The organism is Streptomyces sp. NPDC051569, assembly GCF_044454085.1.
Taxonomy (GTDB): domain Bacteria; phylum Actinomycetota; class Actinomycetes; order Streptomycetales; family Streptomycetaceae; genus Streptomyces.
Genome location: NZ_JBITDJ010000004.1, coordinates 1 through 21446 on the forward strand (window position 1 = coordinate 1; position 21446 = coordinate 21446).

The 21446-nt window shown below is 71.7% G+C and carries 15 protein-coding genes and 1 pseudogene; 6 read left to right on the plus strand and 10 right to left on the minus strand.

All coding sequences use genetic code 11. From position 1 onward, the window contains the following. Positions 1 to 266: 266 nt before the first annotated feature. From ACIBAE_RS08255 to ACIBAE_RS08265, 3 genes and pseudogenes are all read left to right on the plus strand, one after another. Positions 267 to 575: pseudogene (locus ACIBAE_RS08255) on the plus strand (hypothetical protein); the annotation flags it as partial. Positions 576 to 814: 239 nt separating this feature from the next. Then, positions 815 to 1966: a S1 family peptidase gene (locus tag ACIBAE_RS08260; RefSeq protein ID WP_399283084.1), complete on the plus strand. Its 1152-nt coding sequence runs from the start codon at positions 815 to 817 to the stop codon at positions 1964 to 1966. A gap of 196 nt (positions 1967 to 2162) precedes the next feature. Further along, complete coding sequence (locus tag ACIBAE_RS08265; protein ID WP_399283086.1) at positions 2163 to 4046, plus strand: translation initiation factor 2; 1884 nt, start codon at positions 2163 to 2165, stop codon at positions 4044 to 4046. A 3-nt stretch (positions 4047 to 4049) separates the two neighbouring features. Here the strand turns inward: ACIBAE_RS08265 and ACIBAE_RS08270 are convergent, their stop codons facing one another. The 5 genes from ACIBAE_RS08270 to ACIBAE_RS08290 all read right to left on the minus strand — a co-directional run bounded on the left by ACIBAE_RS08270 (position 4050) and on the right by ACIBAE_RS08290 (position 13590). Then, on the minus strand, positions 4050 to 6347 hold the full coding sequence (locus ACIBAE_RS08270) for a tetratricopeptide repeat protein (protein WP_399283088.1): 2298 nt from the start codon (positions 6345 to 6347) through the stop codon (positions 4050 to 4052). Positions 6348 to 6393: 46 nt separating this feature from the next. Beyond that, positions 6394 to 7641, minus strand: coding sequence for an SWIM zinc finger family protein (locus ACIBAE_RS08275; protein ID WP_399283090.1), 1248 nt, complete (start codon positions 7639 to 7641; stop codon positions 6394 to 6396). Continuing rightward, entirely contained in the window at positions 7638 to 10619 is a 2982-nt protein-coding gene (locus tag ACIBAE_RS08280) for a DEAD/DEAH box helicase (protein WP_399283771.1), read from the minus strand. Before ACIBAE_RS08280 ends, ACIBAE_RS08275 begins: the two co-directional genes overlap by 4 nt. Before the next feature lie 212 nt (positions 10620 to 10831). After that, entirely contained in the window at positions 10832 to 12343 is a 1512-nt protein-coding gene (locus ACIBAE_RS08285) for a carboxylesterase/lipase family protein (protein WP_399283092.1), read from the minus strand. 263 nt (positions 12344 to 12606) lie between these two features. Beyond that, positions 12607 to 13590 (minus strand): slipin family protein, encoded by a 984-nt coding sequence (locus ACIBAE_RS08290; RefSeq protein WP_399283093.1) that lies wholly within the window; start codon positions 13588 to 13590, stop codon positions 12607 to 12609. Between the two features lie 190 nt (positions 13591 to 13780). Between ACIBAE_RS08290 and ACIBAE_RS08295 the strand changes: the two genes are divergently transcribed. Beyond that, positions 13781 to 14122, plus strand: coding sequence for a hypothetical protein (locus ACIBAE_RS08295; RefSeq protein WP_399283095.1), 342 nt, complete (start codon positions 13781 to 13783; stop codon positions 14120 to 14122). 87 nt (positions 14123 to 14209) lie between these two features. Continuing rightward, positions 14210 to 14569: a DUF6343 family protein gene (locus tag ACIBAE_RS08300; protein WP_399283098.1), complete on the plus strand. Its 360-nt coding sequence runs from the start codon at positions 14210 to 14212 to the stop codon at positions 14567 to 14569. Positions 14570 to 14645: 76 nt separating this feature from the next. Here ACIBAE_RS08300 and ACIBAE_RS08305 read toward each other — a convergent pair whose 3' ends face one another. The 5 genes from ACIBAE_RS08305 to rpsA all read right to left on the minus strand — a co-directional run bounded on the left by ACIBAE_RS08305 (position 14646) and on the right by rpsA (position 20263). After that, positions 14646 to 15026: a tetratricopeptide repeat protein gene (locus tag ACIBAE_RS08305; RefSeq protein ID WP_399283100.1), complete on the minus strand. Its 381-nt coding sequence runs from the start codon at positions 15024 to 15026 to the stop codon at positions 14646 to 14648. Positions 15027 to 15075: 49 nt separating this feature from the next. Continuing rightward, a complete protein-coding gene (gene coaE, locus ACIBAE_RS08310) occupies positions 15076 to 15687 on the minus strand; it encodes a dephospho-CoA kinase (protein WP_399283102.1) in 612 nt (203 codons plus the stop codon). Between the two features lie 208 nt (positions 15688 to 15895). Next, positions 15896 to 16840, minus strand: a complete 945-nt coding sequence (locus tag ACIBAE_RS08315; RefSeq protein ID WP_399283103.1) for a PAC2 family protein — start codon at positions 16838 to 16840, stop codon at positions 15896 to 15898. 81 nt (positions 16841 to 16921) lie between these two features. Beyond that, on the minus strand, positions 16922 to 18445 hold the full coding sequence (locus tag ACIBAE_RS08320) for a flavin monoamine oxidase family protein (RefSeq protein WP_399283773.1): 1524 nt from the start codon (positions 18443 to 18445) through the stop codon (positions 16922 to 16924). A gap of 309 nt (positions 18446 to 18754) precedes the next feature. Continuing rightward, a complete protein-coding gene (rpsA, locus tag ACIBAE_RS08325) occupies positions 18755 to 20263 on the minus strand; it encodes a 30S ribosomal protein S1 (RefSeq protein ID WP_399283104.1) in 1509 nt (502 codons plus the stop codon). Between the two features lie 292 nt (positions 20264 to 20555). Here rpsA and ACIBAE_RS08330 point away from each other — a divergent pair, with 292 nt between their 5' ends. Continuing rightward, a complete protein-coding gene (locus tag ACIBAE_RS08330; protein ID WP_399283106.1) occupies positions 20556 to 21440 on the plus strand; it encodes a class I SAM-dependent methyltransferase in 885 nt (294 codons plus the stop codon). Positions 21441 to 21446 lie beyond the last annotated feature (6 nt).

Here is a 21446-nt window from a genome sequence, read left to right on the forward strand (position 1 = left end):
GACCGCCTCCAGCCGGATCCGTTCCCTCGCCGCCCTCTTGGCGTCGGTCAAACCGCCGCCCTGCGCGTATCTCACACCACACAGCTACCGACCCGGCTCAGCCGCTGTCAGCCGAACGGCCCGACATCACCCAATCAAGTTCAGTAGCAGCAACAGTGTCGTAGGACGTCCGCGTGTCTTCGAGCCAGCCGTCAGTGTTCATTCCCATTCCCATGACCGCAGGCTACCCAACAGCCCAAGCAGGACGCCCCTTAGTTCAGAGAAGGATGCACGAGGCCAACAGCATGATCTCCCCGGTGGTCGGCCTCCCCGCCGACCTGCCGGTGATCGAGTGGCCCGAGCTCTTCGCGGAGGACCCCGACGGCCTGTGCTGGAAGACCCGTCCGCTGCTGGAGTGGGCGGCAGGCCGCCCCTTCGCCTGGGTCGACGACATGATCACGGGCCTGGACACGGCCCATGTGGCGGCGCACCACAGCGCTCCGGCGCTGCTCCTGCGGATCCACCCCGGGCGGGGACTGCGGGAGGCGGACTTCGCCACGCTCGCGCGGTGGGCGGAGGCAGTCCGCGCTTCCTGACAGCGTCCGCATCCGCCCGGTCCGGCCCGGGTCGGGCGCTTCGCCGCCCGGATCGCGCCCTTCCCCGCCCGGATCGCGCCCTTCCCCGCCCGCATCACACCGCTTCGCCAATTGGCATGGACCTGCCCAATATCCTCGGCTACGCTCCGCCTGGCACCGCCTGAGAGCGCTCTCCGGCGCCTGCTGTTCCACCCCCACATGCTGCTGGAACAACAGAGAGGGCCAATCCCTTGAGACGCATGACTGTCATACGTAGCAGCCTGTCCGCGCTTCTCGTCCTCGGAACGTGGGCCACGGTCGGTCTCGTCCCGTCCGCCGCCGCGGCTTCCCCCTCCGCCGCCGCCTCCACCGCCGAGGCCCCCGCGTCCGCGAGCCTGCTCGCCGCGATGCGCGAGGACCTGGGCCTGACGAAGAGCCAGGCGGAAGCCCGGCTGGCCGCGGAGAGGACCGCGACAGCCGTCGAAGGAAAGGCGCGGCGCGCGGCCGGCTCGTCGTACGGCGGCGCCTGGTTCGACGCCGGCAGCGGCACACTCACCGTGGCCGTCACCGACAAGCGCAAGGCCGACGCCGTACGGGCGGCCGGCGCGACCGTACATCTGGTGAAGCACAGCGCGGCCCAGCTCGGCGCCGCAAAAGCGAAGATCGACACACTCGGCGCACCGGCCGGGGTCAGCAGCTGGCACGTCGACCCCAAGACCAACCAGGTCGTGGTCGATGTCGTCGCTTCGCGACAGAACGACAGCGCGGTCCAGGACTTCCTCACCCGGGCCCGGCAGGCCGGACCCGTGACCGTCGAGCAGACCACCTCGGCCCCCCGGACCTTCGCGGCGGGGACCGTGGGCGGTGACCCGTACTACACGGGCAACGTCCGGTGCTCCATCGGCTTCTCCGTGATCGGCGGCTTCGTCACGGCCGGCCACTGCGGCCAGCCGGGCGCGGCGGTCAGCGGCTGGGACGGCTCGGCGATCGGCAACTTCCAGGGATCGACCTTCCCGGGCAACGACTACGCCTGGGTGAGCGTCGGCAACGGCTGGTGGACCGTCCCGGTCGTCCTCGGCTGGGGAACAGTCTCCGACCAGCTGGTCCACGGCTCGGCGGAAGCCCCCGTCGGCGCCTCCATCTGCCGCTCCGGATCCACGTCACACTGGCACTGCGGCAATGTGCTGGCGACGAACGAAACGGTCAACTACGCCCAGGGCGCGGTCTACGGGATGACCGGAACCAGCGTCTGCGCCGAGCCCGGTGACTCCGGCGGCTCCTTCATCAGCGGCGACCAGGCCCAGGGCGTCACCTCAGGCGGCTGGGGCGACTGCACCGGCGGCGGCCAGACCTGGCACCAGCCGATCAACCCGATCCTGAGCCACTTCGGCCTCACCCTCCAGACGGCCTGACCCTCAGGGCCCGACGGCATGCGACAAGCCGGGAGTACGGGGAGGCCGCCCAGGCGGCACGACACCACCGCCCCTTGCTCCCGGCTTCCGTCATGCACGTACGATCTTCGGCATGTCGTCCGAGCCACCGCACGAGCCCTCTTCTGCTCCGGCAATTGAGGAAAACCCCGCTCCCCGCCGCGCCGGACAGACTAGAATGAAGACTTACAAAGCGGGCAGCGGGCAGCGGGCAGCGGGCAGCGGGCAGCGGGCAGCGGGCAGCGGGCAGCGGACCGTGCTGTATGCCGTACGGTCGGCGACCGCGCTGAACCGGCTGCTCGACACCCTTCCCGTCTTCGCGGGGGATCACCGCGTGAGCCCGGTCTTCACCCTCGTCCCCGGCTCCGACTTCAGTACGGACGCGCTCGCCGCGCTCGACAGTGCGGGCGCTCGCACCATTCCGTGGCGGGAAGCGGTCCAGGGCGGGCATGACCTCGTGGTGGCCGCCAGTCCCAACGGGCCGCTTCCCGAGCTGTCCGGGCCACTCGTCCTCCTTCCGCATGGGGCCGGGTTCAACAAGCGGCTCCCCCACGCCCGCGCCGAGACCACGCCCTCCGCCAGCGCATCCGCGGCCGCGGCCGCATCGGATGTGGCTTCCGGACTGCACCCACGGCAACTCCTGCGCGGTCAGCTGCCGCTGGCCTCGGTGCATGCCCTCGCGCACCCCAGTCAGCTGACCCGGCTCGCACAGGGGTCACCGGTCGCGGCGGAACGGGCCGCCGTGGTGGGGGACCCGACACTGGACAGGATGCTGGCCTCCCGCTCCCGCCGGGAGCGGTACCGGGACGCGCTGCGCACCGGCGGGCGGCGGCTCGTGGCCGTGGTGTCCACCTGGGGCAAGGAGTCGTTGCTGAAGAGACGGCCCGAGCTGCCCGGGCGGCTGACCGCCGAGCTGCCGTACGACGCCTATCAGGTCGCCCTCGTGCTGCATCCCAACGAGCATGTCGAGCGGGGCGGTTTGACGCTCCATGAGCACATGGAGCCCGCGCTGGCCGCCGGGCTGCTGCTGCCCAGGCCGCACGAGGAGTGGGCGGCGGTCCTCACCGCGGCCGACTGCGTGCTGACGGACCACGGGTCGACCGCGCTGTACCCGGCGGCGCTGGACCGGCCTCTGCTCGGCTGCTACGACGGCGGTACGGAACTGCTGCCCGACAGCCCCATGGCCGAACTTCTCGCCCACGTACCGCGTCTGAGGCCGGACGAGCCCTTCGCCGCGCAGATCGACGCCGCCGTCGCCGCCCACCGTACGGGAGACACCAGCGCACTCGCCGCCACCGCCTTCGCCGAGCGAGGGCGTTCACTGGAGCACCTGCGCGACCACTGCTACCGGCTGCTCGAACTCGAACCACCGCCCGGCCGGCCCCGTGCCCGGCTTCTGCCCGTCCCCCGGACCGCCGCGCGGCGGCCGTCCGGGTTCGCGGCACGCGTCGACGTACGGGGGAACGCGGTGTCGGTGGCCCGCTATCCGCTGAACGGCGGCCCGCACGGGGGGCATGTGGTCGCCGAGGACGGTTTCTCGGAGCTCGGTGAGATGTGGAGCGCCGGGCTCATCGTCCGCTACGCACCGCCCCCGGCCGGGCGCGACCCCCGGGACGCCGTCTGGACGGCCGGCGGATGGACGGTCCACACACTGGCCGGGCATCCCGGATGCCGGAGCGCGGCCGCCATCCTCACATCGGAGCACTGCGTACTGAGGCGCCGCGAGCCGGAAGCCGACGGACCCCACGGACCCCACGGACCCGACGGACCCGACGGATCGTGTGCGCCGACCGGCCCGGAGCGCACGGTCGGACCAGCCGGACCGGACAGAACCGGGCGGCCGGACCGTCAGGGGCTGCTCTCGGTGCGTATCGGCATCGATCCGTCCGAGGGCGAGCCCTGGGTACGGCCCGATCCGGCGGCGGTCCTCTCCGGCGTCCACGAGTGGCTCGAATGCGGGGGTGGTCCACTACCCGCGATGCTCACCTGCACGGTCGGCGGCCGCCGGACGACGGTCCGGCTGGCGTACGCGACCGATGAGGACGCGTACGCCGAGCTGTGACCGTCAGTCGTCCGTCCCGACGCCCGCCTGGTCCCGCAATGCACGGGCGCGGGCGCGGTGCTCCTCGGCCGCCTCCGTGTCACCCGTCTCCCGGGCGAGCTCGGCGAGCTCCTCGTGCAGCGTGGCTTCGTCGTACGTGGAGCCGCGGCGCTCTTCGACGGCCAGCGCCTCACGCAGCGCCGCGACGGCCTGATCAGGACGGCCCAGGGCCCGCCTGACGCGGCCGAGTTCGGCCGCGGAGCGCGCGATCACCCGGCTCCTGTCCAGCTCCCGCGCCTGATCGAGCGCTCCCGTCAGCTCGCTCTCCGCCTCGGCCAGCCGGCCCGCGGTACGCAGGGTCCGGCCGAGCAGAAACCCTTGCAGCAGAGCGCCGTACGGGTTCCCGATCGCGAGGTGGATGGCGCGTGACCGTCCGAAGCACTCCACAGCCCCGTCCCACTGCCCGGTCCGCGCGAAATACTTCCCCCGGAACTCCAGGGCGGAGGCGTGCAGTTTGCTGTCCCGGACCACGGACTCGGCCGACCGCAGCGCCTGCTCGGTCTCCGTGTCCGCCTCCCGCGACCGGCCGGCGCTCCAGAGCGCCTGCGCCAGCTGGCAGCGCATCCGGATCAGGACGTCGGGCAGTTCGCAGCGGAGCGCGGCGTCCCGCCCCGCCCCGAAGGCGCGGATCGCGTCATCGTGATTGCCGTGGTCCTCGTAGTGCTTCCAGAGCGGTTCGCACAGCGACCAGGCGTGGGTGTCCTCGCCCAGATCACTCGCGGTCCGGACGAATCCGTACAGCGCCCTGCGTTCGGTGTCGAGCCAGCCCCGCGCGTCCGCCTCGTGTGTGAACGTCACGTCAGGGGCGTACGGCAGCTCCGGTACGGGGTCGGCCAGCCGCATCCTGGACCGTGCGATCGTCCGGTCGGCCCGCTCGGCCTGTCTGCGGTACCAGACGAGGAGCCGGCGCAGCCCCTCGTGAGTCTCGGCCGGGTCGTCGTGCCGGCTCGCGCAGCGCGTGGCGTGGGCGCGCAGCAGGCCGTGCAGGCGTAGCCGTCCCGGGCGGTGCGGCGGGGACGGGGCCAGCAGTCCCGCCCGCGTCAGATCGTCGAGGGCGTCTTCCGCGTCGTCGAGCCCGGCCCCGAGGAGGGCCGCGGCCGCTTCCGGAGTGATGTCGTGGCCGGGGTGCCGGGGCAGCAGCCGGTAGAGCTGGGCCGCCGGCGCGGCGAGCGCCTCGTAGGTGGCGTTCCAGACCGCCTCCACCACAGGCAAGCCCCTCTCGTCGAGTTCCGAGGTCAGGTCCGCGATGAGCCGTTCCGTACGTCTGCCCGGGTGTTCGCAGAGGTGGCTGCCCGCCGCGCGGAGAGCGGCGGGGAACCCTTCGCAGAGCCGCGCCAACCGGACGAGCGCCTGCGGGGACTCGTCAGGACGTACCGGGCTGATGATCTTCCGGAGGAGGTCGACGGCGTGGTCGTCCGACAGCCGGGGCAGCGGAAGTCCGATCGCGCCGCGCGCCTCCAGGCGCGGCAGCCGCTCCCTCGCGGCGATCAGGACCACCGAGTCGGCCGAGACCGGCAGCAGGGTGGTGACCTCATCGGCGGACCACACGTTGTCGAGGACGAGCACGAGGCGTGCCCCTTGCGTTTTCCGCTCGTACAGCCGCACGAGCGCGCGGTACTCCTCCGGCAGCCAGTTCTCCGCCACACCGAGCCGGACGAGGCGGTCCCTCAGGACCGCCGCGAGGTCGACGGACCCGGCGGTGCGCCATTCGTCGAGGTCGACGTAGCCGGCCGTGAAGTCGCTCTTCAGCTCGTGGGCGAGCCGGACGGCCAGCGCGGTCTTGCCGATGCCTCCCACCCCGCTGAGGACGAACGTCAGCGGGCGGACCGGGCCGGTGTACCGCTGCCGTTCCTCGACCCCGTGCCGCACCCGGTCCCGCTGGGGGTGCCTGTTCTCGAACGGGTCGTCCTCCAGGGGCAACTGGTGCGCCGGCGCCGGTGAGGAGGCGAATACCCCGGCGCCGTCCAGCAGGGCGCGCAGGTCCCCGGCGGCTGCCGGGTCGGCCCGCAAGGTGCGGTGCAGGCGGGAACGGAGTTCCGCGCGGAGGTCGTCCGCGGTCTCCTCGTCGTCGTCCTGCCGGGCCGCGACCAGATCGGCCCGCGTCTCCTCCAGATCCGCTTCGACGGATTCCGCCGACGCGGAGCCCCGTGCGGCGAGAAATCGAACGACCCGGTCGCGTGCCCGGGACCAGCCGTCCGTCGCCATCTGCTGGACGAGTGCCGTCGCTCCTGCCGCCGCCAGCGCCATCAACTCGGCTTCCACCGGGCCCCCTTCGACCGCTTCTCGGGTACGCCGGAGAGCCTACCGGTCACCTGCCGAGCAGGGCGGTGAGCGCGCCGACCGGGTCGGTGTCGGGGGTGCCGCGAGGCCACCAGTCCTCACGGTCGCGGTCGGATTCGTAGCCGTACCAGAGGCCGTCGCGGCCGAAGCGGAGCTGGAGGGAAGGCCCCGAGAGCTGATTGCGCCAGGGGCGGAAGGAGGGGAAGTCCGCTGCGACGAGGGCGGGGCGGGCGCGGTCGAAGGGGCCAGCTGGCGGGTCCCAGGGATCTTCGAGTACGGCGAGGCCGGCGAGCCCGCCCTGACGCCAGGCGGCGACCGCGCGGGCCAGGTCGGTGGGGGTGCGGTCGAGTGCGGCGGCCAGGTCACGGTAGAGGGCGCGGGTGGAGGCGGTCAGTCCGGAGCCGGGGTGGGCGGCGGCCAGGCGCACCGCGTCCTGCCAGGGGGTGAGGGCGGCGACCGGGTCGAGGCCGGTGGTGAGGAAGGTGTGGGCGCGCACGGCCGCTTCGGTGGCGAGGAGGTCGAGGGCGAGCGGGTCAGGGGCGCCGGGTGTCTGCGGGTAGACCGGTGGGCGGCCTGGCTGGGCCGGCACGCGGAACGGGGGCGGCAGCGCGGGCAGCGTGCGCGGGGCGAATGCGGCGCGGGCCGCGACCGTCGGCATGGCCGGTGCGGCCGTGGTCCGTTCGGCCGCCGAGCGGGTGGCGTTGCGCCGGGTCAGATCGGCCAGGACCTCGTGTTCGCCTCGGCCCCGCATGAGGAAGAGCACGAAGGGGTCCTCGTCGAGGAGCCTGGCCGTCTGGTAGCAGAGGGCGGCGGCGTGCTTGCAGGGGTAACCGTCGTCGGGGCAGGAGCAGTCGGGGGTGAGGTCGCCGCCGACGGGCAGGAGGTCGGCCGACGCGGCGAGCGCGTGCGGCATGTCCTTGTCCAGGAGGGCCGCGATGTGATCGGGGCGGGCCGCCGCCGCGTCGAGGAGCTCCTCCCAGTCGGCGTCGCCGAGGGTCCGCAGGCGGATTTCCGTACGGTACGGACGGGGCCTGGAGCCGTGGACGTACGCCGTGACGCGGCCGGGTGTCACGGTGATCGCGTCGACATGGCCCCGGCCCGCGTAGGCACGGCCGCGCTGGAGGCGGGCCGGGTCGAGGGCGGCCTCCTCCATGGACTCCACCCAGGCGTTGCCCCACCAGGTGGCGGCGAAGTCGCCGTCGCCGGCCGGGCGAGGAGGCAGGGCGGGGAAGGTACGGCGGCGGTCGTCGTGGCGGGGGGCGCGCGGGGCGGTCATGCGGGCCTGCGCAGGGAGACGAGATCGGCCAGTTCACGGTCGGTCAGCTCGGTCAGGGCCGCCTCGCCCGAGCCGAGGACGGCGTCGGCGAGCGCCCGCTTGGACGCCAGCATCTCGGCGATCCGGTCCTCGACCGTCCCCTCCGCGATCAGCCGGTGGACCTGCACATGCTGCGTCTGGCCGATGCGGTAGGCGCGGTCGGTGGCCTGCTCCTCCACGGCCGGGTTCCACCAGCGGTCGAAGTGGACGACGTGCCCGGCACGGGTCAGGTTGAGGCCGGTGCCCGCCGCCTTGAGGGACAGGACGAAGACCGGTGTCTCACCGGACTGGAACCGGTCCACCATGCGCTCGCGCTCCGCGACCGGTGTGCCGCCGTGCAGGAGCTGGGACGGGATGGCACGGGCGGTGAGATGGGCGGAGAGCAGGCGGGCCATCGACACGTACTGGGTGAAGATCAGGACCGAGCCGTCCTCCGCGAGGATCGTGTCGAGCAGTTCGTCGAGAAGGGCGAGCTTGCCGGAGCGGCCGGTGAGCCGGGCCGCGTCCTCCTTCAGATACTGCGCGGGGTGGTTGCAGATCTGCTTGAGCGCCGTGAGCAGTTTCATGACGAGGCCGCGCCGGGCGATGCCCTCCGCTTCCTCGATGGCCGCCATCGTCTCGCGGACGACCGCCTCGTAGAGAGAGGCCTGTTCCCGGGTGAGCGCGACGGGGTGGTCGCTCTCCGTCTTGGGCGGCAGCTCGGGGACGATCCCCGGGTCGGACTTCTTCCTGCGCAGGAGGAACGGCCGGACCAGTCGCGACAGCCGCTCCACCGCCTCCGCGTTGTCGGCGTCCTTGATGTCGGCGCTCTTCGCGTTCTCGACGTTCTCGACGATTCGTGCGTGGCGGGCCCGGAAAGCTTTGAGCGGGCCCAGCAGACCGGGGGTGGTCCAGTCGAGGAGCGCCCACAGCTCGGAGAGGTTGTTCTCGACGGGGGTGCCGGTCAGCGCGACCCTGGCGGGCGAGGGGATCGTGCGGAGCGCCTTCGCGGTGGACGAGAAGGGGTTCTTGACGTGTTGGGCCTCGTCGGCGACGACCATCCCCCAGGTGTACGCGGCGAGTTCGCCGGCGCTGCCGCGCATGGTGCCGTACGTGGTGAGGACGAAGCCGTCCGTCACCTCGTCCAGCGTGCGCCCCGCTCCGTGGAAGCGGTGCACGGGCACTCCGGGGGCGAAGCGGGTGATCTCGCGCTGCCAGTTGCCGAGGAGGGAGGCGGGGCAGACGACGAGGGTCGGCGCGGGGCGGCGCCGGTGCAGGTGGAGGGCGATGACCGTGACCGTCTTACCGAGGCCCATGTCGTCCGCGAGGCACCCGCCCAGGCCGAGCGAGGTCATCAGGTCGAGCCACGCGAGGCCGCGCAGCTGGTAGTCGCGCAGGGTCGCGGCGAGGGCCGGCGGCTGGGGGACGGTGGCCGGACCGGCGAGGAGACGGTCCCGCAGAGCGGCCAGCGCGCCCACGGGGACCGCTTCCACCGTCTCGCCGTCCACCTCGGCGGTGCCGCTGAGGGCGACGGCCAGCGCGTCGACCGGCTCCAGCAGGCCCAGTTCCCGTTTGCGCGCCTTGCGTACGAGGGCGGGATCGACGACCACCCACTGGTCGCGCAGCCGCACGATCGGCCGGTGCGACTCGGCCAGCGCGTCCATCTCCCGCTCGGTGAGGGGATCTCCGTCGAGTGCCAACTGCCAGTTGAACTTGAGCAGTTCTTCGCTGTCGAAGAACGGCGTGCCGTCCGTGGCGGAGCCGGGTGCGGGACGGACGACCGCCGCGGCGGTGAGCGTACGGGCCAGCTCCCTGGGCCAGTGGACGGCGACGCCCGCCGCGGCGAGCCGGGCCGCTCCTGGGCCGAGCAGCTCGTACAGCTCGTCCTCGGAGAGCGACAGCGCGTCGGGGACGTCCAGCTCCAGCAGCCGTGCGAGCGGGGTCCAGACGCGGGCCGCCCGGCGCAGGGCGAGCATCGCGTCGATCCGGGCGCGCGGCCCGAAGCTCTCGTCGCCGTCCCCCGCCCAGAGGCCGGCCGCGTCCATCACGAGGGTCGGGTCGGCGAGGCTGTGGATCTGGACGAGCGCGGCCCCGGCCCGCCGCGCCACGCCGGTCTCGCCGGTCTCGCCGGGGGCACCCTCCGCGCCGGTGTCCGTGGCCGTCCCGGCCTGGTCGAAGAGGTCGAACGCGGACAGATCGAGGCGCAGCGAGACCCGGACCCCGGCGTCCATCCCGGCCGCCGCCTCCGCGGCCCAGGTCCTGGCCCCGGGAAGATGCTGCGGGGCACGCGCGGCGAACGGCGCGCCCGCCGCGTACGCGGCGGCGGGGGTACGCGGCAGGGAATCGGCCACCGCGTCGAGGAATGCCCGCACCAGCGCTTCGGGGTCGGGCAGCCGCAGCGGGCGCAGATCCGGCAGTGGCACGGCGTGCGCTTCGGGAGGCATGGCCGCGGCGATCGCCCTCAGTTGCGCGATGTCATCGGCGTCGAGCGGTCCCGCCCGCCAGGCGTCATGGTCGGAGGCGGTGAGTCCGGGCAGGAGGCGGCCGCGCGCCGCCAGCTGGAGGGCGTGCAGCGCGGCGGCGCCCCAGCAGGCGGCGGCCGGATGCGCCGTCTTGTCGCCCCGGGCGCGGACGAGCAGGGGCACGGCGTCGGCGACGGACAGCAGCACGGCGGGGACGGTGCGGGTACGGACACCGGCCCCGTGGCGCCGTACGACCGTGACGTCGCCCCGGCCGAGCCGGACCGGACCGAACACACCACCCGCGGGCCCGCCCGCATCGCCCGTATCACCCGTCTCGCGCGCCGTACCCGTGTCGCTCATGCCTGACTCGCCGCCCGTCGGCTCGTCCTCCGCGCCGACGGGCAGCTCCCCCTCCGGCGCCCAGAAGGCGACCCGCCCCTCCCGTGGCAGTCCGGCGGGCAGGAAGACGGCCGCGCACCGCGAGAGCCCGGCGGTCATGTCGGACACCCGCGCGGGCGGCCGCACCGGGTTGTGTACGAATCGCGTCATGTCCGCCGCCTCCCTCCCGCCTCGGTCGGCCCAAGGTCCGATTACCTCTGCGAGTCTAGGCGGGGGGTCTGACAGTCGGCCCCGGAGTGACATCTGCGCAGGTCAGCGCAGTCAGCTCAGGTCAGGTCAGGTCAGGTCAGGTCAGGTCAGGTCAGGTCAGGTCAGCGCAGTCCTTCCCAGAGCTCCCGCTCCTGCGGCCGAAGATCCTGAGCGGTTCCGGACGCCGCCACGGAACGGGCTCCGGCGTCAGCCGCGGCGCCGAACACCATCGCGGTTCGCGTCCGGCGGTCGTACGGCTCCCAGCCCGGGTCTCCCGTCCCGGCGAACGCCACCCACGCCCGGTGCATCGCGTCCGCCACCTCCTGCGGCGGTCGCTCACCGATCATCGGGGTGTACGACGGGTCCCGGACCCGGTCGAAGACGAAGCCCAGCTCCGCCGCGTGGCAGGCTCCCAGCCGCCCGCCGAATCGCGGGGAACGCCAGGCGAACTCGTACAGGTACGAGCCGGGGACCGACTCGGCGAGGCGGATCGCCGGGATCCGGTAGAACCAGTCCGTCGACATCGCGTCGAACAGCTCACCCGGCGTCGCTCCCGGCCGCGCGCCGCCGTAGACGGAGAGCGCCCGGTCGGGGTCGAGTCCGTAGGCCATGGCGGTCGCGCGCAGCTTGGACCCGGTGAGCGCGTCCAGCCGCTCGGTGGGGACGAGGAAGAGGCGGTACTCCTCGCGGTTGCTGCCGACGAGCAGGTCCACGCCGCAGTCGGGGGCGGGCAGGGTCCGGCCGTCGAGCACCGGCTCGAAGGGCATCATGTTCAGCGCCGCCTCGCCCCACAGAGCGGGATCCGGGCGGGCTCCGATCTCCGACCGCAGTTCCGTCTGGGCGGGCAGCAGCCGGGTGGCGGGCACGGCGGCGAACGCCTCGGCGGTGGGAGCGATCGACAGCTTCCCGGCCAGCCTGGCCGTGATCAGGCGAGCCGAAGGCGGCCGCAGGAAGTGGTGGGCCCCACCGCTCTGCAGGATCGCCCGCCGGAACAGACCACGCGCCCGTTCCATCCCCAGCAGTACGCCGATACTCATCGCCCCGGCCGACTCCCCGAAGACCGTGATCCGCTCCGGATCACCTCCGAAGGAGGCGATGTTGTCCCGGACCCACTCCAGGGCGGCGATCTGATCGAGCAGCCCCCGGTTGTCCGGGACACCGTCCAGGTGGAGGAAACCGTCCACCCCGAGGCGGTAGTTGAGCGTCACGCACACCACGCCGTCCCGCGCGAACGTACTGCCGTCGTACGCGGAAGCCGATCCCGAGCCGTTCGCGAACGCCCCGCCGTGCACCCACACCATGACCGGAAGGCGGGCCTCCGGGCCGGGTGAGGGGGTCCAGACGTTCAGATTCAGACAACTCTCCGCAGGCCCTCCGGGGATGAAGTTCTCCGGGATGAGGGCGTCGAGGGGAGGTGCGTACGGGGCCTTGGACGCGGTCGGACCATACGCGACCGCCGGCCGTATGCCCTCCCACGGCTCGGCCGGGACCGGGCGGCCGAAGCGGGGCGCCGTCGCGTACGGAATGCCCAGGAACGCGGCCACGGGGGCCGGTTCCCCGGCCGACGTGCCGGGCGGTGGCGTGCGAAGACGGCCCCTGACCTGGCCCTGCCGGGTCGTGCACACCGGTTCCATACGCGTCGTGTCTCCTCGGCCGACCGCTCCGGCGGCACCCCGGCGGGTTCCTCCGCCGACCGGTGCGCGCCAGGTGCCCGGCATCGGGCACCGTCCCCTCTCGTACCCTGCCGCCGGCCGCGCGTAAAGATCTCGCGCAAAGATCACAGGACAGGACCCGCCGCGTCAGGCGTGCGGCGGGTCTCCGATGAATCCTGCGGGGCCTGGGGATGCGCACCGGGACTGAGACCGGGGACTGAGACCGGCGACTCAGGCCGGGGGATTCAGACGTGGTGCGACTCCCGCGCCGGCCTCCGGGCGGGCGGGGGCGGGGCGGGCGACGCCGGCGGGGCGGGCGCCCCGGCCGCCTCGGGCTTCCCCGGCGGTACGCCGGGCCCGGCCCCGGCGACGGCCTCCCCCTCGGCGGGCGTCGGCGTCGGCGCTCCGGCCACTCCGGGCGCCGCCTGTACGGCCCCGGAGACCGCCTCCACCGCGTGAGCGGCTTCGGACGGCGTGGCGCGTTCCAGGAAGCGGAGGAGCTCGACCGGGAAGGGCAGGACGAGCGTGGAGTTCTTCTCGGCCGCGACGGCCACGACGGTCTGCAGCAGCCGGAGCTGAAGTGCGGCGGGCTGCCCCGACATCTCCTTGGCCGCCTCGGCGAGCTTCTTCGACGCCTGGAGCTCGGCGTCCGCGTTGATCACCCGCGCGCGCCGTTCCCGGTCGGCCTCGGCCTGCCGTGCCATCGAGCGCTTCATCGTCTCGGGCAGCGACACGTCCTTGATCTCCACCCGGTCGATCTGGACTCCCCAGCCGATCGCCGGACTGTCGATCATCAGCTCAAGTCCCTGATTGAGCTTCTCCCGGTTGGACAGCAGGTCATCCAGGTCGCTCTTGCCGATGATCGACCTCAGGGACGTCTGCGCCATCTGCGAGACCGCGAAGCGGTAGTCCTCGACCCGTACCAGCGCCTCGGCCGCGTCGATGACCTTGAAATAGATCACCGCGTCCACGCGCACCGTCACGTTGTCCCGCGTAATGCCGTCCTGGGCCGGCACGGGCATGGTCACGATCTGCAGGTTGACCTTGCGCAGCTTGTCCACGAAGGGGACGATCACGGTGAATCCGGGCCCTCTGACGCCCTCGCGCAGCCGCCCGAGGCGGAAGACCACGCCCCGCTCGTACTGCTTGACGACGCGCGCGGCCGACAGTGCGTACACCCCGCACGCGCACACGAGCGCTATGACCAATATGACGAGACCTTCGACCATGATGGTGGCCCCCTGACGGCCGGCCCCCGCAGTGTTAATACCACGATATGCCTTGATTGTTCGGTCGGTCGAGACGCGCGGGGGAAAGGTACCCGCCCGTAGCCCGACCGGCCGCGCATCGGATGCCGCCCCGTCGGCGGTCCGGCAGGGTGGCGGACACCAGTCTTCTCCGCACAGACGAGGATCGCCCATGTCCGTGACCGATCACCGGCGCCTCGGCGTCGCCGCCGGGGCAGCACTGCTGACCCTCACCGTCGCGGGCTGTTCCGGCCTCGGCCGGACCGCGGTGGGCACCGTCGCTTACGAGACCGGGCGGCATCGCCATATCCAGGTGTCGAACCCGCTGGTCACGGGCTGCCACCGGCTCGCGCCCGCCGGGGCCGTCGAGATCTCCAACAGCACCCTGGTCGACATGGTGCTGTACCGAACGCCCGACTGCACCGGCCACGGGACCACGTACCTGGCCACCACGCTGGCCGACAGTCCCGCCCCCGGCGCCGGGCCGTGGCGCAGCTACACCATCGTGCACTGACGTTTCCCGGCGAATCCTCGCCCACTCGGGTCGCGGACCACTTCTGTGGGTACACCCCCATAAGGGAGGTATGGGAGGTGATGAGTGATGCGTACGGGGAATGAGCCCGCCACCGCGCGCAGTGCACTGCGCATGCGGTTCTGGCTGAGCGTCTGGGGCCTGATCTGGACCGCCTTCGGCACCACCGCGTTCGCGATGGTGGGGAGAACGGGCTGGTCCGTGGTGTGCGGTGTGCTTTTCTTGATCGTCGTGGTGGACCTGGTCATGGTGCTGCGCCACATCCGCCAGGGGCCGCACTTCCAGCCAGGGCGTGAGGTCCCGCCGTACGATCCGGTCCCCGGCCCGGGCGCGGACGCCGGACGTCCGGACGAGGGCGGCGACCCGGAGCACTACTGGCAGCACGGCGGTGGTCGTGGCCCCCGCCGGGATCCCGCACATCACCGATGAGCGCTCGTGCATCTGATCGCTCGCCGTGCGGTCACTCGCCGTGCGGTCCGGCGCCGTGGCGCCCGTCGTCGTGCGGTCAGTCGTCCTGGCCGCTCGCGCCGGAGTCGAAACGGGCCGCCTTCAGGTACTCCGGCCTGGGGTCCAGCGCGGCCGCCAGGCGGAAGTGCCGCTTGGCGGCCTCCGGCCGACCGGAGCGCTCAAACGTGCGGGCCAGCGCGAAATGCGCGAAGGCGTTGTCCGGCTCACGTTCCAGGACGAGTTCGAATTCCAGCTCCGCCGGGCGGAGTTGGGCCGCCGCGAAGAAGGCGCGCGCACGCAGCAGCCGGGCCGCCGTGTTCTCCGGGTGCGCGGCGATCACCGAGTCGAGCAGCTGAACGGCCCCGCGCGGGTCCCGCGCGGCCAGCAACTGCTCCGCGGCGCGATAGTCGATGACGTGGGTCTCCGGGCTCTCGGGCACGGTCGCTTCCTTCCCTCACTGCGCGCTGTCAACGCCGGGCGCGGTGACGCTATTCCGTCGCCGCTCCGCCACGGCCCTCATGGAGTTCCCGCCAGACCTTGCGGACCTGCGGTTCCAGGCGTTCCAGCGGACCGTCGTTGTCGATGACGATGTCCGCGACCGCCCGGCGCTGCTCGCGGGTGGCCTGCGCGGCCATCCGCCCGCGCGCCTCGGACTCCGCCATGCCCCGCAGCCGTACGAGCCGTTCCAGCTGCGTCCCCGGAGAGGCGTCCACCACCACCACGAGGTCGTACAGCCCGGCCATACCGTTCTCGACCAGCAGGGGTACGTCGTGCACGACGACCGCGTCGGTGTCCGCCGCCGTCTCCAGCTCGGCGGAGCGGGCCCGCACGAGCGGGTGCACGATCGCGTTCAGGGCCCGCAGTCTGCCGGGGTCGCCGAAGACGATGCCACCCAGTTTCGGACGGTCGAGGGCTCCGGTGCCGGTCAGTACCTCCGGGCCGAACTCGGTGACCACCGCCGCGAGTCCCGGTGTTCCTGGCTCGACCACTTCCCGGGCAATCCGGTCGGAGTCGATCAGCACCGCTCCGTAACCGGTCAGCAACCGCGAGACTTCGCTCTTGCCCGCACCGATTCCGCCTGTGAGTCCCAACCGCAGCATGAGGCCAGCCTAGGCCCTGTCCGCCGGTCTCCGCCGGGCCCGGCGGAACGACGAGGGCCCAAGCCCAGGAACCGGGCGAGGCAGGCGGGACAGGCGAGACAAGCGGGCGGGGAAACACAGTGCCGCACGGCTGAGCGGATCAGCCGTGCGGCCCGTACCCGCCCAGGGCCGAGGAGGCGCTTGAGGGCAGGTCTCGCGGGACGGCGGTTTACGCCCCCGTCTCGCCCTCGCGGTCCGCGAGGAACTTCTCGAATTCACGGCCGATCTCGTCGGCCGACGGCAGCTCCGCCGGCTCGGCGACCAGATTGCCGCGCGTCTCCGCGCCCGCGACGGCGTCGTACTGGTGCTCAAGTCCCTGCACCATCGTGACGAGTTCCTCGTCGCCCTCGCCGAGTTGCCGCTCGATCTCGGTCTGGGTGCGCTGGGCCTCCGTACGCAGGGAGTGGGCGACGCTCGGCAGCACCAGACCGGTCGCCGCCGTGATCGCTTCCAGCGCGGTCAGCGCCGCGTCGGGGTACGACGACCTGGCCACGTAGTGCGGCACGTGCGCGGCGACACCGAGGACGTCATGGCCCGACTCCATCAGCCGGTACTCGACGAGCGCCTCGGCGCTGCCGGGCACCTGCGCCTCGTCGAACGGGCTGCGATGGCCGGGCATGAGGTCGGTGCGGTTGCCGTGCGGGGTGATGCCGACGGGCCGGGTGTGCGGGACACCCATGGGGATGCCGTGGAAATTGACCGACAGCCGCACGCCGAGGCGTTCGACGATCTGGCGCACGGCCGTCGCGAAACGCTCCCACTCCACATCCGGCTCGGGTCCGGACAGCAGCAGGAACGGCGCGCCCGTGGCGTCCTGTACGAGCTTCACGTCGAGCGTCGGCGTCTCGTATCCCGCCCACCGGTCGCGGCGGAAGGTCAGCAGCGGGCGCCGGGCGCGGTAGTCGACCAGTCTGTCGTGGTCGAAGCGGGCCACCACCTGGTGAGGCAGCGACTCCAGCAGGTTCTCGACGATCTGGTCGCCGGTCTCACCCGCGTCGATGTAGCCGTTGAAGTGGTACAGCATGACAAGGCCCGCCGACTCCTGCGCGAGCGCCACGTCGACGACTCCGAGCCCCTTGGGCTCCCACTCGTACAAACCCTGCGGATCAAGCACGATTACCGCTCCTCCTCGTGTTCCTCCGCAAGAACACCCCGGGGGGCGCGGGCATTCCCGCGCCCCCCGGGCGGACTGCTCTCAGGCCAGGACGCGTTCGTGCAGCGCGGCCACCGTTTTGCGCGCGGAGGTGAAGGCGCCGTGCTGCCAGGCGTCGGCGTAGGACAGATAGTCACCGGCGAAGTAGACGCGTCCGGCGGCCTTGTTGAGCGGCGCGAAGACGGGCGCGTCCGGCCCACCGGACAGCGAGTGCCAGGATGCCTCCAGGTGGGGGGTCTGGCGCCAGTGGTGGGAGAAGGACGTGGCGAGTTCGCTGCGGTACTTCTCGCCGTGGATCTTCACGCCCTGGGCGACGGCCCGCTCCTCGCGCTCGCGCGGCGTGAGCTTGGCGTAGTTGTCGGCCTGGGAGCCGGTGTTGTAATAACCGACGATCAGACCGCGCTTGCCGTGGTGCCCGTAGGACGGGTACCAGATGTGGGCCAGGTCGAGATCGGTCTCGGTGATGCCCCCGTAGATCCGGTGGTCGCTCTCCCACCACCGGTTGCGGTACTCCAGCCCGATCTTGCCGGCCGACGACGGCGTGCACGCCTCCAGCGCGCTCTGCACGGCCGGGCCCAGATTGTGCGAGGTCTTGGCGAGGATGTTGGGCGGCAGGGCGGCGACGCAGTAGTCCGCGTCGAGGGTGTGGGTACGGCCCTGCTCGGTGTACGTGACGGTCACGCCGTGCGCCTTGTCGGTGATCTTCTGGACGACCGCGCCGGTCCGGATACGGCGCTTGCCGACTTCCCTGGTCAGCGCCGCGGGGATCCGGTCCATGCCGCCGACCGGCTGGAACATCAGCATCGCCTGGTCGTAACCGAATTCGAAGGAGAAGTAGCGGCCGACCCCGCTGGCGAAGACCTCGGACGCCGAGGGCACCGGACCCAGTTCGATGCCCGGCGTGCCGGCGGCGGCCGGGTCCACGCTGTAGCCACGGCGTTCGCTGCCGGTGTACGTCAACTTGCTGCCGATGTCCCCGAAGGACTTGAGGAATTCGAGCAGCCGCTCCTGGTCCTCGGCGGTGATCTCGCTGTCGAGCGCGCCCTTGCCGGTGGCCTTGGCGAGCAGCTCGGACACATAGCCGTACACATCGGCCTTGGCGGTGCGGTAGCGCACCGGGGCCGTCATGCCGGCCTTCTCGTTGAAGAGGTAGGCGTTGGCGTTGCTGTTGGTGAACACCTCGACGGGGACGCCCAGTTCGCGGCAGTAGTCCATGGTGACCATCCACTGCGGGATGCGGCCCGGACCCGCGTTCATGTACTGGCCGTCGCTGAAACGCGCCGTCTGGCGGTTGCCGTACAGATCGAGGTTCGTATCCCCGCCGCGTACGGTGAAGTTGCGCCCGCCGGTACGGTCCCTGGCCTCCAGGATCGTGCAGTCGTAGCCCGCCTTGCCCAGCTCGTACGCGGTGGTGAGACCGGCTATGCCGCCGCCGACTATGACGACCTTGGCGGCGCCCTTGCCTCTGAGGGTGAAGTCGCCCGCGCGGGGCGCTCGGAAGACGGGTTCTCGCCCGGCGGCCTCGGCGGTGGGGGCGAGGCCCAGGGCCCCCATGGTGGCGAGCATCGCTCCCGCTCCCCCGGTGACGCCTACCTGGCGCAGAAAGCTTCGGCGGCTGGTTCCCGTGGTGATGTTCGGCGCATGGCTCATGCCCGGTACCCCTTCCGGTCTTCAGGTGTGCCGGGATCGTGACAAGCGCGTGTTACGGCTCGTCAGGTGATCGTGTGTCCTGCGTGTTGCTCTCGGCTCGCCGCCCCGGGAGCGGGCACACAGCGATCGGCCGTCCGGACACCGGACACGCGTGAGGCCCGCTCCCCCGAAGGGGAACGGGCCTCACGTTCAGCCGTACTACCAGCTAACTACGGGGTCGGAGCGTCAGCTCTGGCCACCGGCCAGCTTCTCGCGCAGGGCAGCCAGGGCCTCGTCCGACGCCAGGGCGCCGGAGTTGTCCGCGGACTCCGAGGAGTACGAACCGCCACCGGAGGCGGCCGGTGCACTGCCACCGCCGGCCGGGGCGGCAGCACCCTCGGCCGCAGCGGCCTCGTCGGCCTCGCGGGACTTGATGACCTGGGCCTGGTGCTGCTCGAAGCGCTGCTGCGCCTCGGCGTACTGGGTCTCCCAGACCTCGCGCTGGGACTCGAAGCCCTCGAGCCAGTCGTTGGTCTCGGGGTCGAAGCCCTCGGGGTAGATGTAGTTCCCCTGGTCGTCGTACGACGCGGCCATGCCGTAGAGGGTCGGGTCGAACTCGACCGAAGCCGGGTCGCCACCGAACGCCTCGTTGGCCTGCTTCAGCGAGAGGCTGATGCGGCGACGCTCCAGGTCGATGTCGATGACCTTGACGAAGATCTCGTCGTTGACCTGGACGACCTGCTCCGGGATCTCCACGTGGCGCTCGGCCAGCTCGGAGATGTGCACCAGGCCCTCGATGCCCTCGTCGACGCGAACGAACGCACCGAACGGGACGAGCTTGGTGACCTTACCCGGGACGACCTGACCGATCTGGTGCGTCCGGGCGAACTGCTGCCACGGGTCTTCCTGCGTCGCCTTGAGCGACAGGGAGACACGCTCGCGGTCCATGTCCACGTCGAGAACCTCGACGGTGACTTCCTGGCCGACCTCGACAACCTCGGAGGGGTGGTCGATGTGCTTCCAGGACAGCTCGGAGACGTGCACGAGACCGTCGACGCCGCCGAGGTCCACGAACGCGCCGAAGTTGACGATCGAGGAAACGACGCCGGAGCGGACCTGGCCCTTCTGCAGGGTCGTGAGGAAGGTCTGGCGGACCTCGCTCTGGGTCTGCTCCAGCCAGGCACGGCGGGACAGGACCACGTTGTTGCGGTTCTTGTCCAGCTCGATGATCTTGGCTTCGAGCTCCTTGCCCACGTAGGGCTGGAGGTCGCGGACGCGGCGCATCTCGACGAGGGAGGCCGGCAGGAAGCCACGGAGGCCGATGTCGAGGATGAGACCACCCTTGACGACCTCGATGACGGTGCCGGTGACGATGCCGTCTTCTTCCTTGATCTTCTCGATCGTGCCCCAGGCGCGCTCGTACTGAGCACGCTTCTTGGAGAGGATCAGACGACCTTCCTTGTCCTCCTTCTGGAGAACAAGGGCTTCGATCTCGTCGCCGACCTTGACGACCTCATTGGGGTCGACGTCGTGCTTGATCGAAAGCTCGCGGGACGGGATCACGCCTTCGGTCTTGTAACCGATGTCGAGCAGGACCTCGTCCCGGTCGACCTTCACGATGACGCCGTCGACGATGTCGCCGTCGTTGAAGTACTTGATCGTCTCGTCGATCGCGGCAAGGAAGGCTTCCGCGTTACCGATGTCGTTGACCGCAACCTGCGGGGTGGTGGCGGTGGTCTCGGTGCTGCTCGTCATGTGGGAAAGGGCTCCGGTGCGGACAGTGAGTCGTAGGTACTGCTACGCCGGGAGCCCGTATCGCCTCTGCCGAAGCCGGACAGCCAAGGAAGCGCCGCCCCCGGACAGCAGGGAAAGCGCCTCGACAACCGAGGGGACCACAACAGATGCGAGCGCGGCTGCTACGTCTGAGGCGCGCAAGCCCGCAGCGCAACCTTTAGCATACGGGGGCAGCCGGGCACGGTCAATGCGCGAAGGCGCACACCCGGGGCAAAACGTCCCAATCCCGGCACAATCCACGTTTGATGAGGCCATGACGGCCCCATCGTGGCCTCCGCCCCCTGCGACCACGCGGTCTCAGCACACTACGACGACGGACAAGATGATCCAAGAGCACGAACCCGAAGCGACACGCCGCGACTCCGGAGACACGGAGAGCAGCCGGGCCAACCGCGGCTGGTGGGACCGGAACGCGGACGACTACCAGATCGAGCACGGCACCTTCCTCGGCGACGACCGTTTCGTCTGGGGCCCGGAGGGGCTCGACGAGGTGGAGGCCGGGCTGCTGGGACCGCAGGAGTCCCTGCGGGGCCTCGACATCCTGGAGATCGGGGCGGGCGCCGCGCAGTGCTCCCGCTGGCTGGCGGCCCAGGGCGCGCGCCCGGTCGCCCTGGACCTCTCGCACCGCCAGCTCCAGCACGCGCTGCGGATCGCCGAGGGCCGCTCCCTCACCTTCCCGCTGGTGGAGGCCGACGCGGGTGTGCTGCCCTTCCGGGACGGCTCCTTCGACCTCGCCTGCTCCGCCTACGGCGCCATCCCCTTCGTCGCCGACCCCGCCAAGGTCTTCCGCGAGGTGCGGCGCGTGCTGCGGCCGGGCGGGCGCTGGATCTTCTCCGCCACCCACCCGATCCGCTGGGCGTTTCCCGACGAGCCGGGGCCCGAGGGTCTGACGGTGACGGCCTCCTACTTCGACCGCACTCCCTATGTCGAGCAGGACGACCAGGGGAACGCCGTCTATGTGGAACACCACAGGACGCTCGGCGACCGGGTGCGGGACCTGGTCGGGGCGGGCTTCCGGCTGGTCGACCTGGTGGAACCGGAATGGCCGGCCTGGAACAGCCAGGAGTGGGGCGGCTGGTCCCCGCTACGGGGCAATCTGATCCCGGGCTCGGCGATCTACGTCTGCGAACGGGACTGACCCGGG

Bases quoted from the DNA above. Each gene is read 5' to 3' on its own strand.
- ACIBAE_RS08260 (WP_399283084.1), top strand. From the start codon at position 815: ATGACTGTCATACGTAGCAGCCTGTCCGCGCTTCTCGTCCTCGGAACG.
- ACIBAE_RS08265 (WP_399283086.1), top strand. From the start codon at position 2,163: ATGAAGACTTACAAAGCGGGCAGCGGGCAGCGGGCAGCGGGCAGCGGG.
- ACIBAE_RS08275 (WP_399283090.1), bottom strand. From the start codon at position 7,641: ATGACCGCCCCGCGCGCCCCCCGCCACGACGACCGCCGCCGTACCTTC.
- ACIBAE_RS08280 (WP_399283771.1), bottom strand. From the start codon at position 10,619: ATGACCGCCGGGCTCTCGCGGTGCGCGGCCGTCTTCCTGCCCGCCGGA.
- ACIBAE_RS08285 (WP_399283092.1), bottom strand. From the start codon at position 12,343: ATGGAACCGGTGTGCACGACCCGGCAGGGCCAGGTCAGGGGCCGTCTT.
- ACIBAE_RS08290 (WP_399283093.1), bottom strand. From the start codon at position 13,590: ATGGTCGAAGGTCTCGTCATATTGGTCATAGCGCTCGTGTGCGCGTGC.
- ACIBAE_RS08295 (WP_399283095.1), top strand. From the start codon at position 13,781: ATGTCCGTGACCGATCACCGGCGCCTCGGCGTCGCCGCCGGGGCAGCA.
- ACIBAE_RS08300 (WP_399283098.1), top strand. From the start codon at position 14,210: ATGCGTACGGGGAATGAGCCCGCCACCGCGCGCAGTGCACTGCGCATG.
- coaE (WP_399283102.1), bottom strand. From the start codon at position 15,687: ATGCTGCGGTTGGGACTCACAGGCGGAATCGGTGCGGGCAAGAGCGAA.
- ACIBAE_RS08320 (WP_399283773.1), bottom strand. From the start codon at position 18,445: ATGCTCGCCACCATGGGGGCCCTGGGCCTCGCCCCCACCGCCGAGGCC.
- rpsA (WP_399283104.1), bottom strand. From the start codon at position 20,263: ATGACGAGCAGCACCGAGACCACCGCCACCACCCCGCAGGTTGCGGTC.
- ACIBAE_RS08330 (WP_399283106.1), top strand. From the start codon at position 20,556: ATGACGGCCCCATCGTGGCCTCCGCCCCCTGCGACCACGCGGTCTCAG.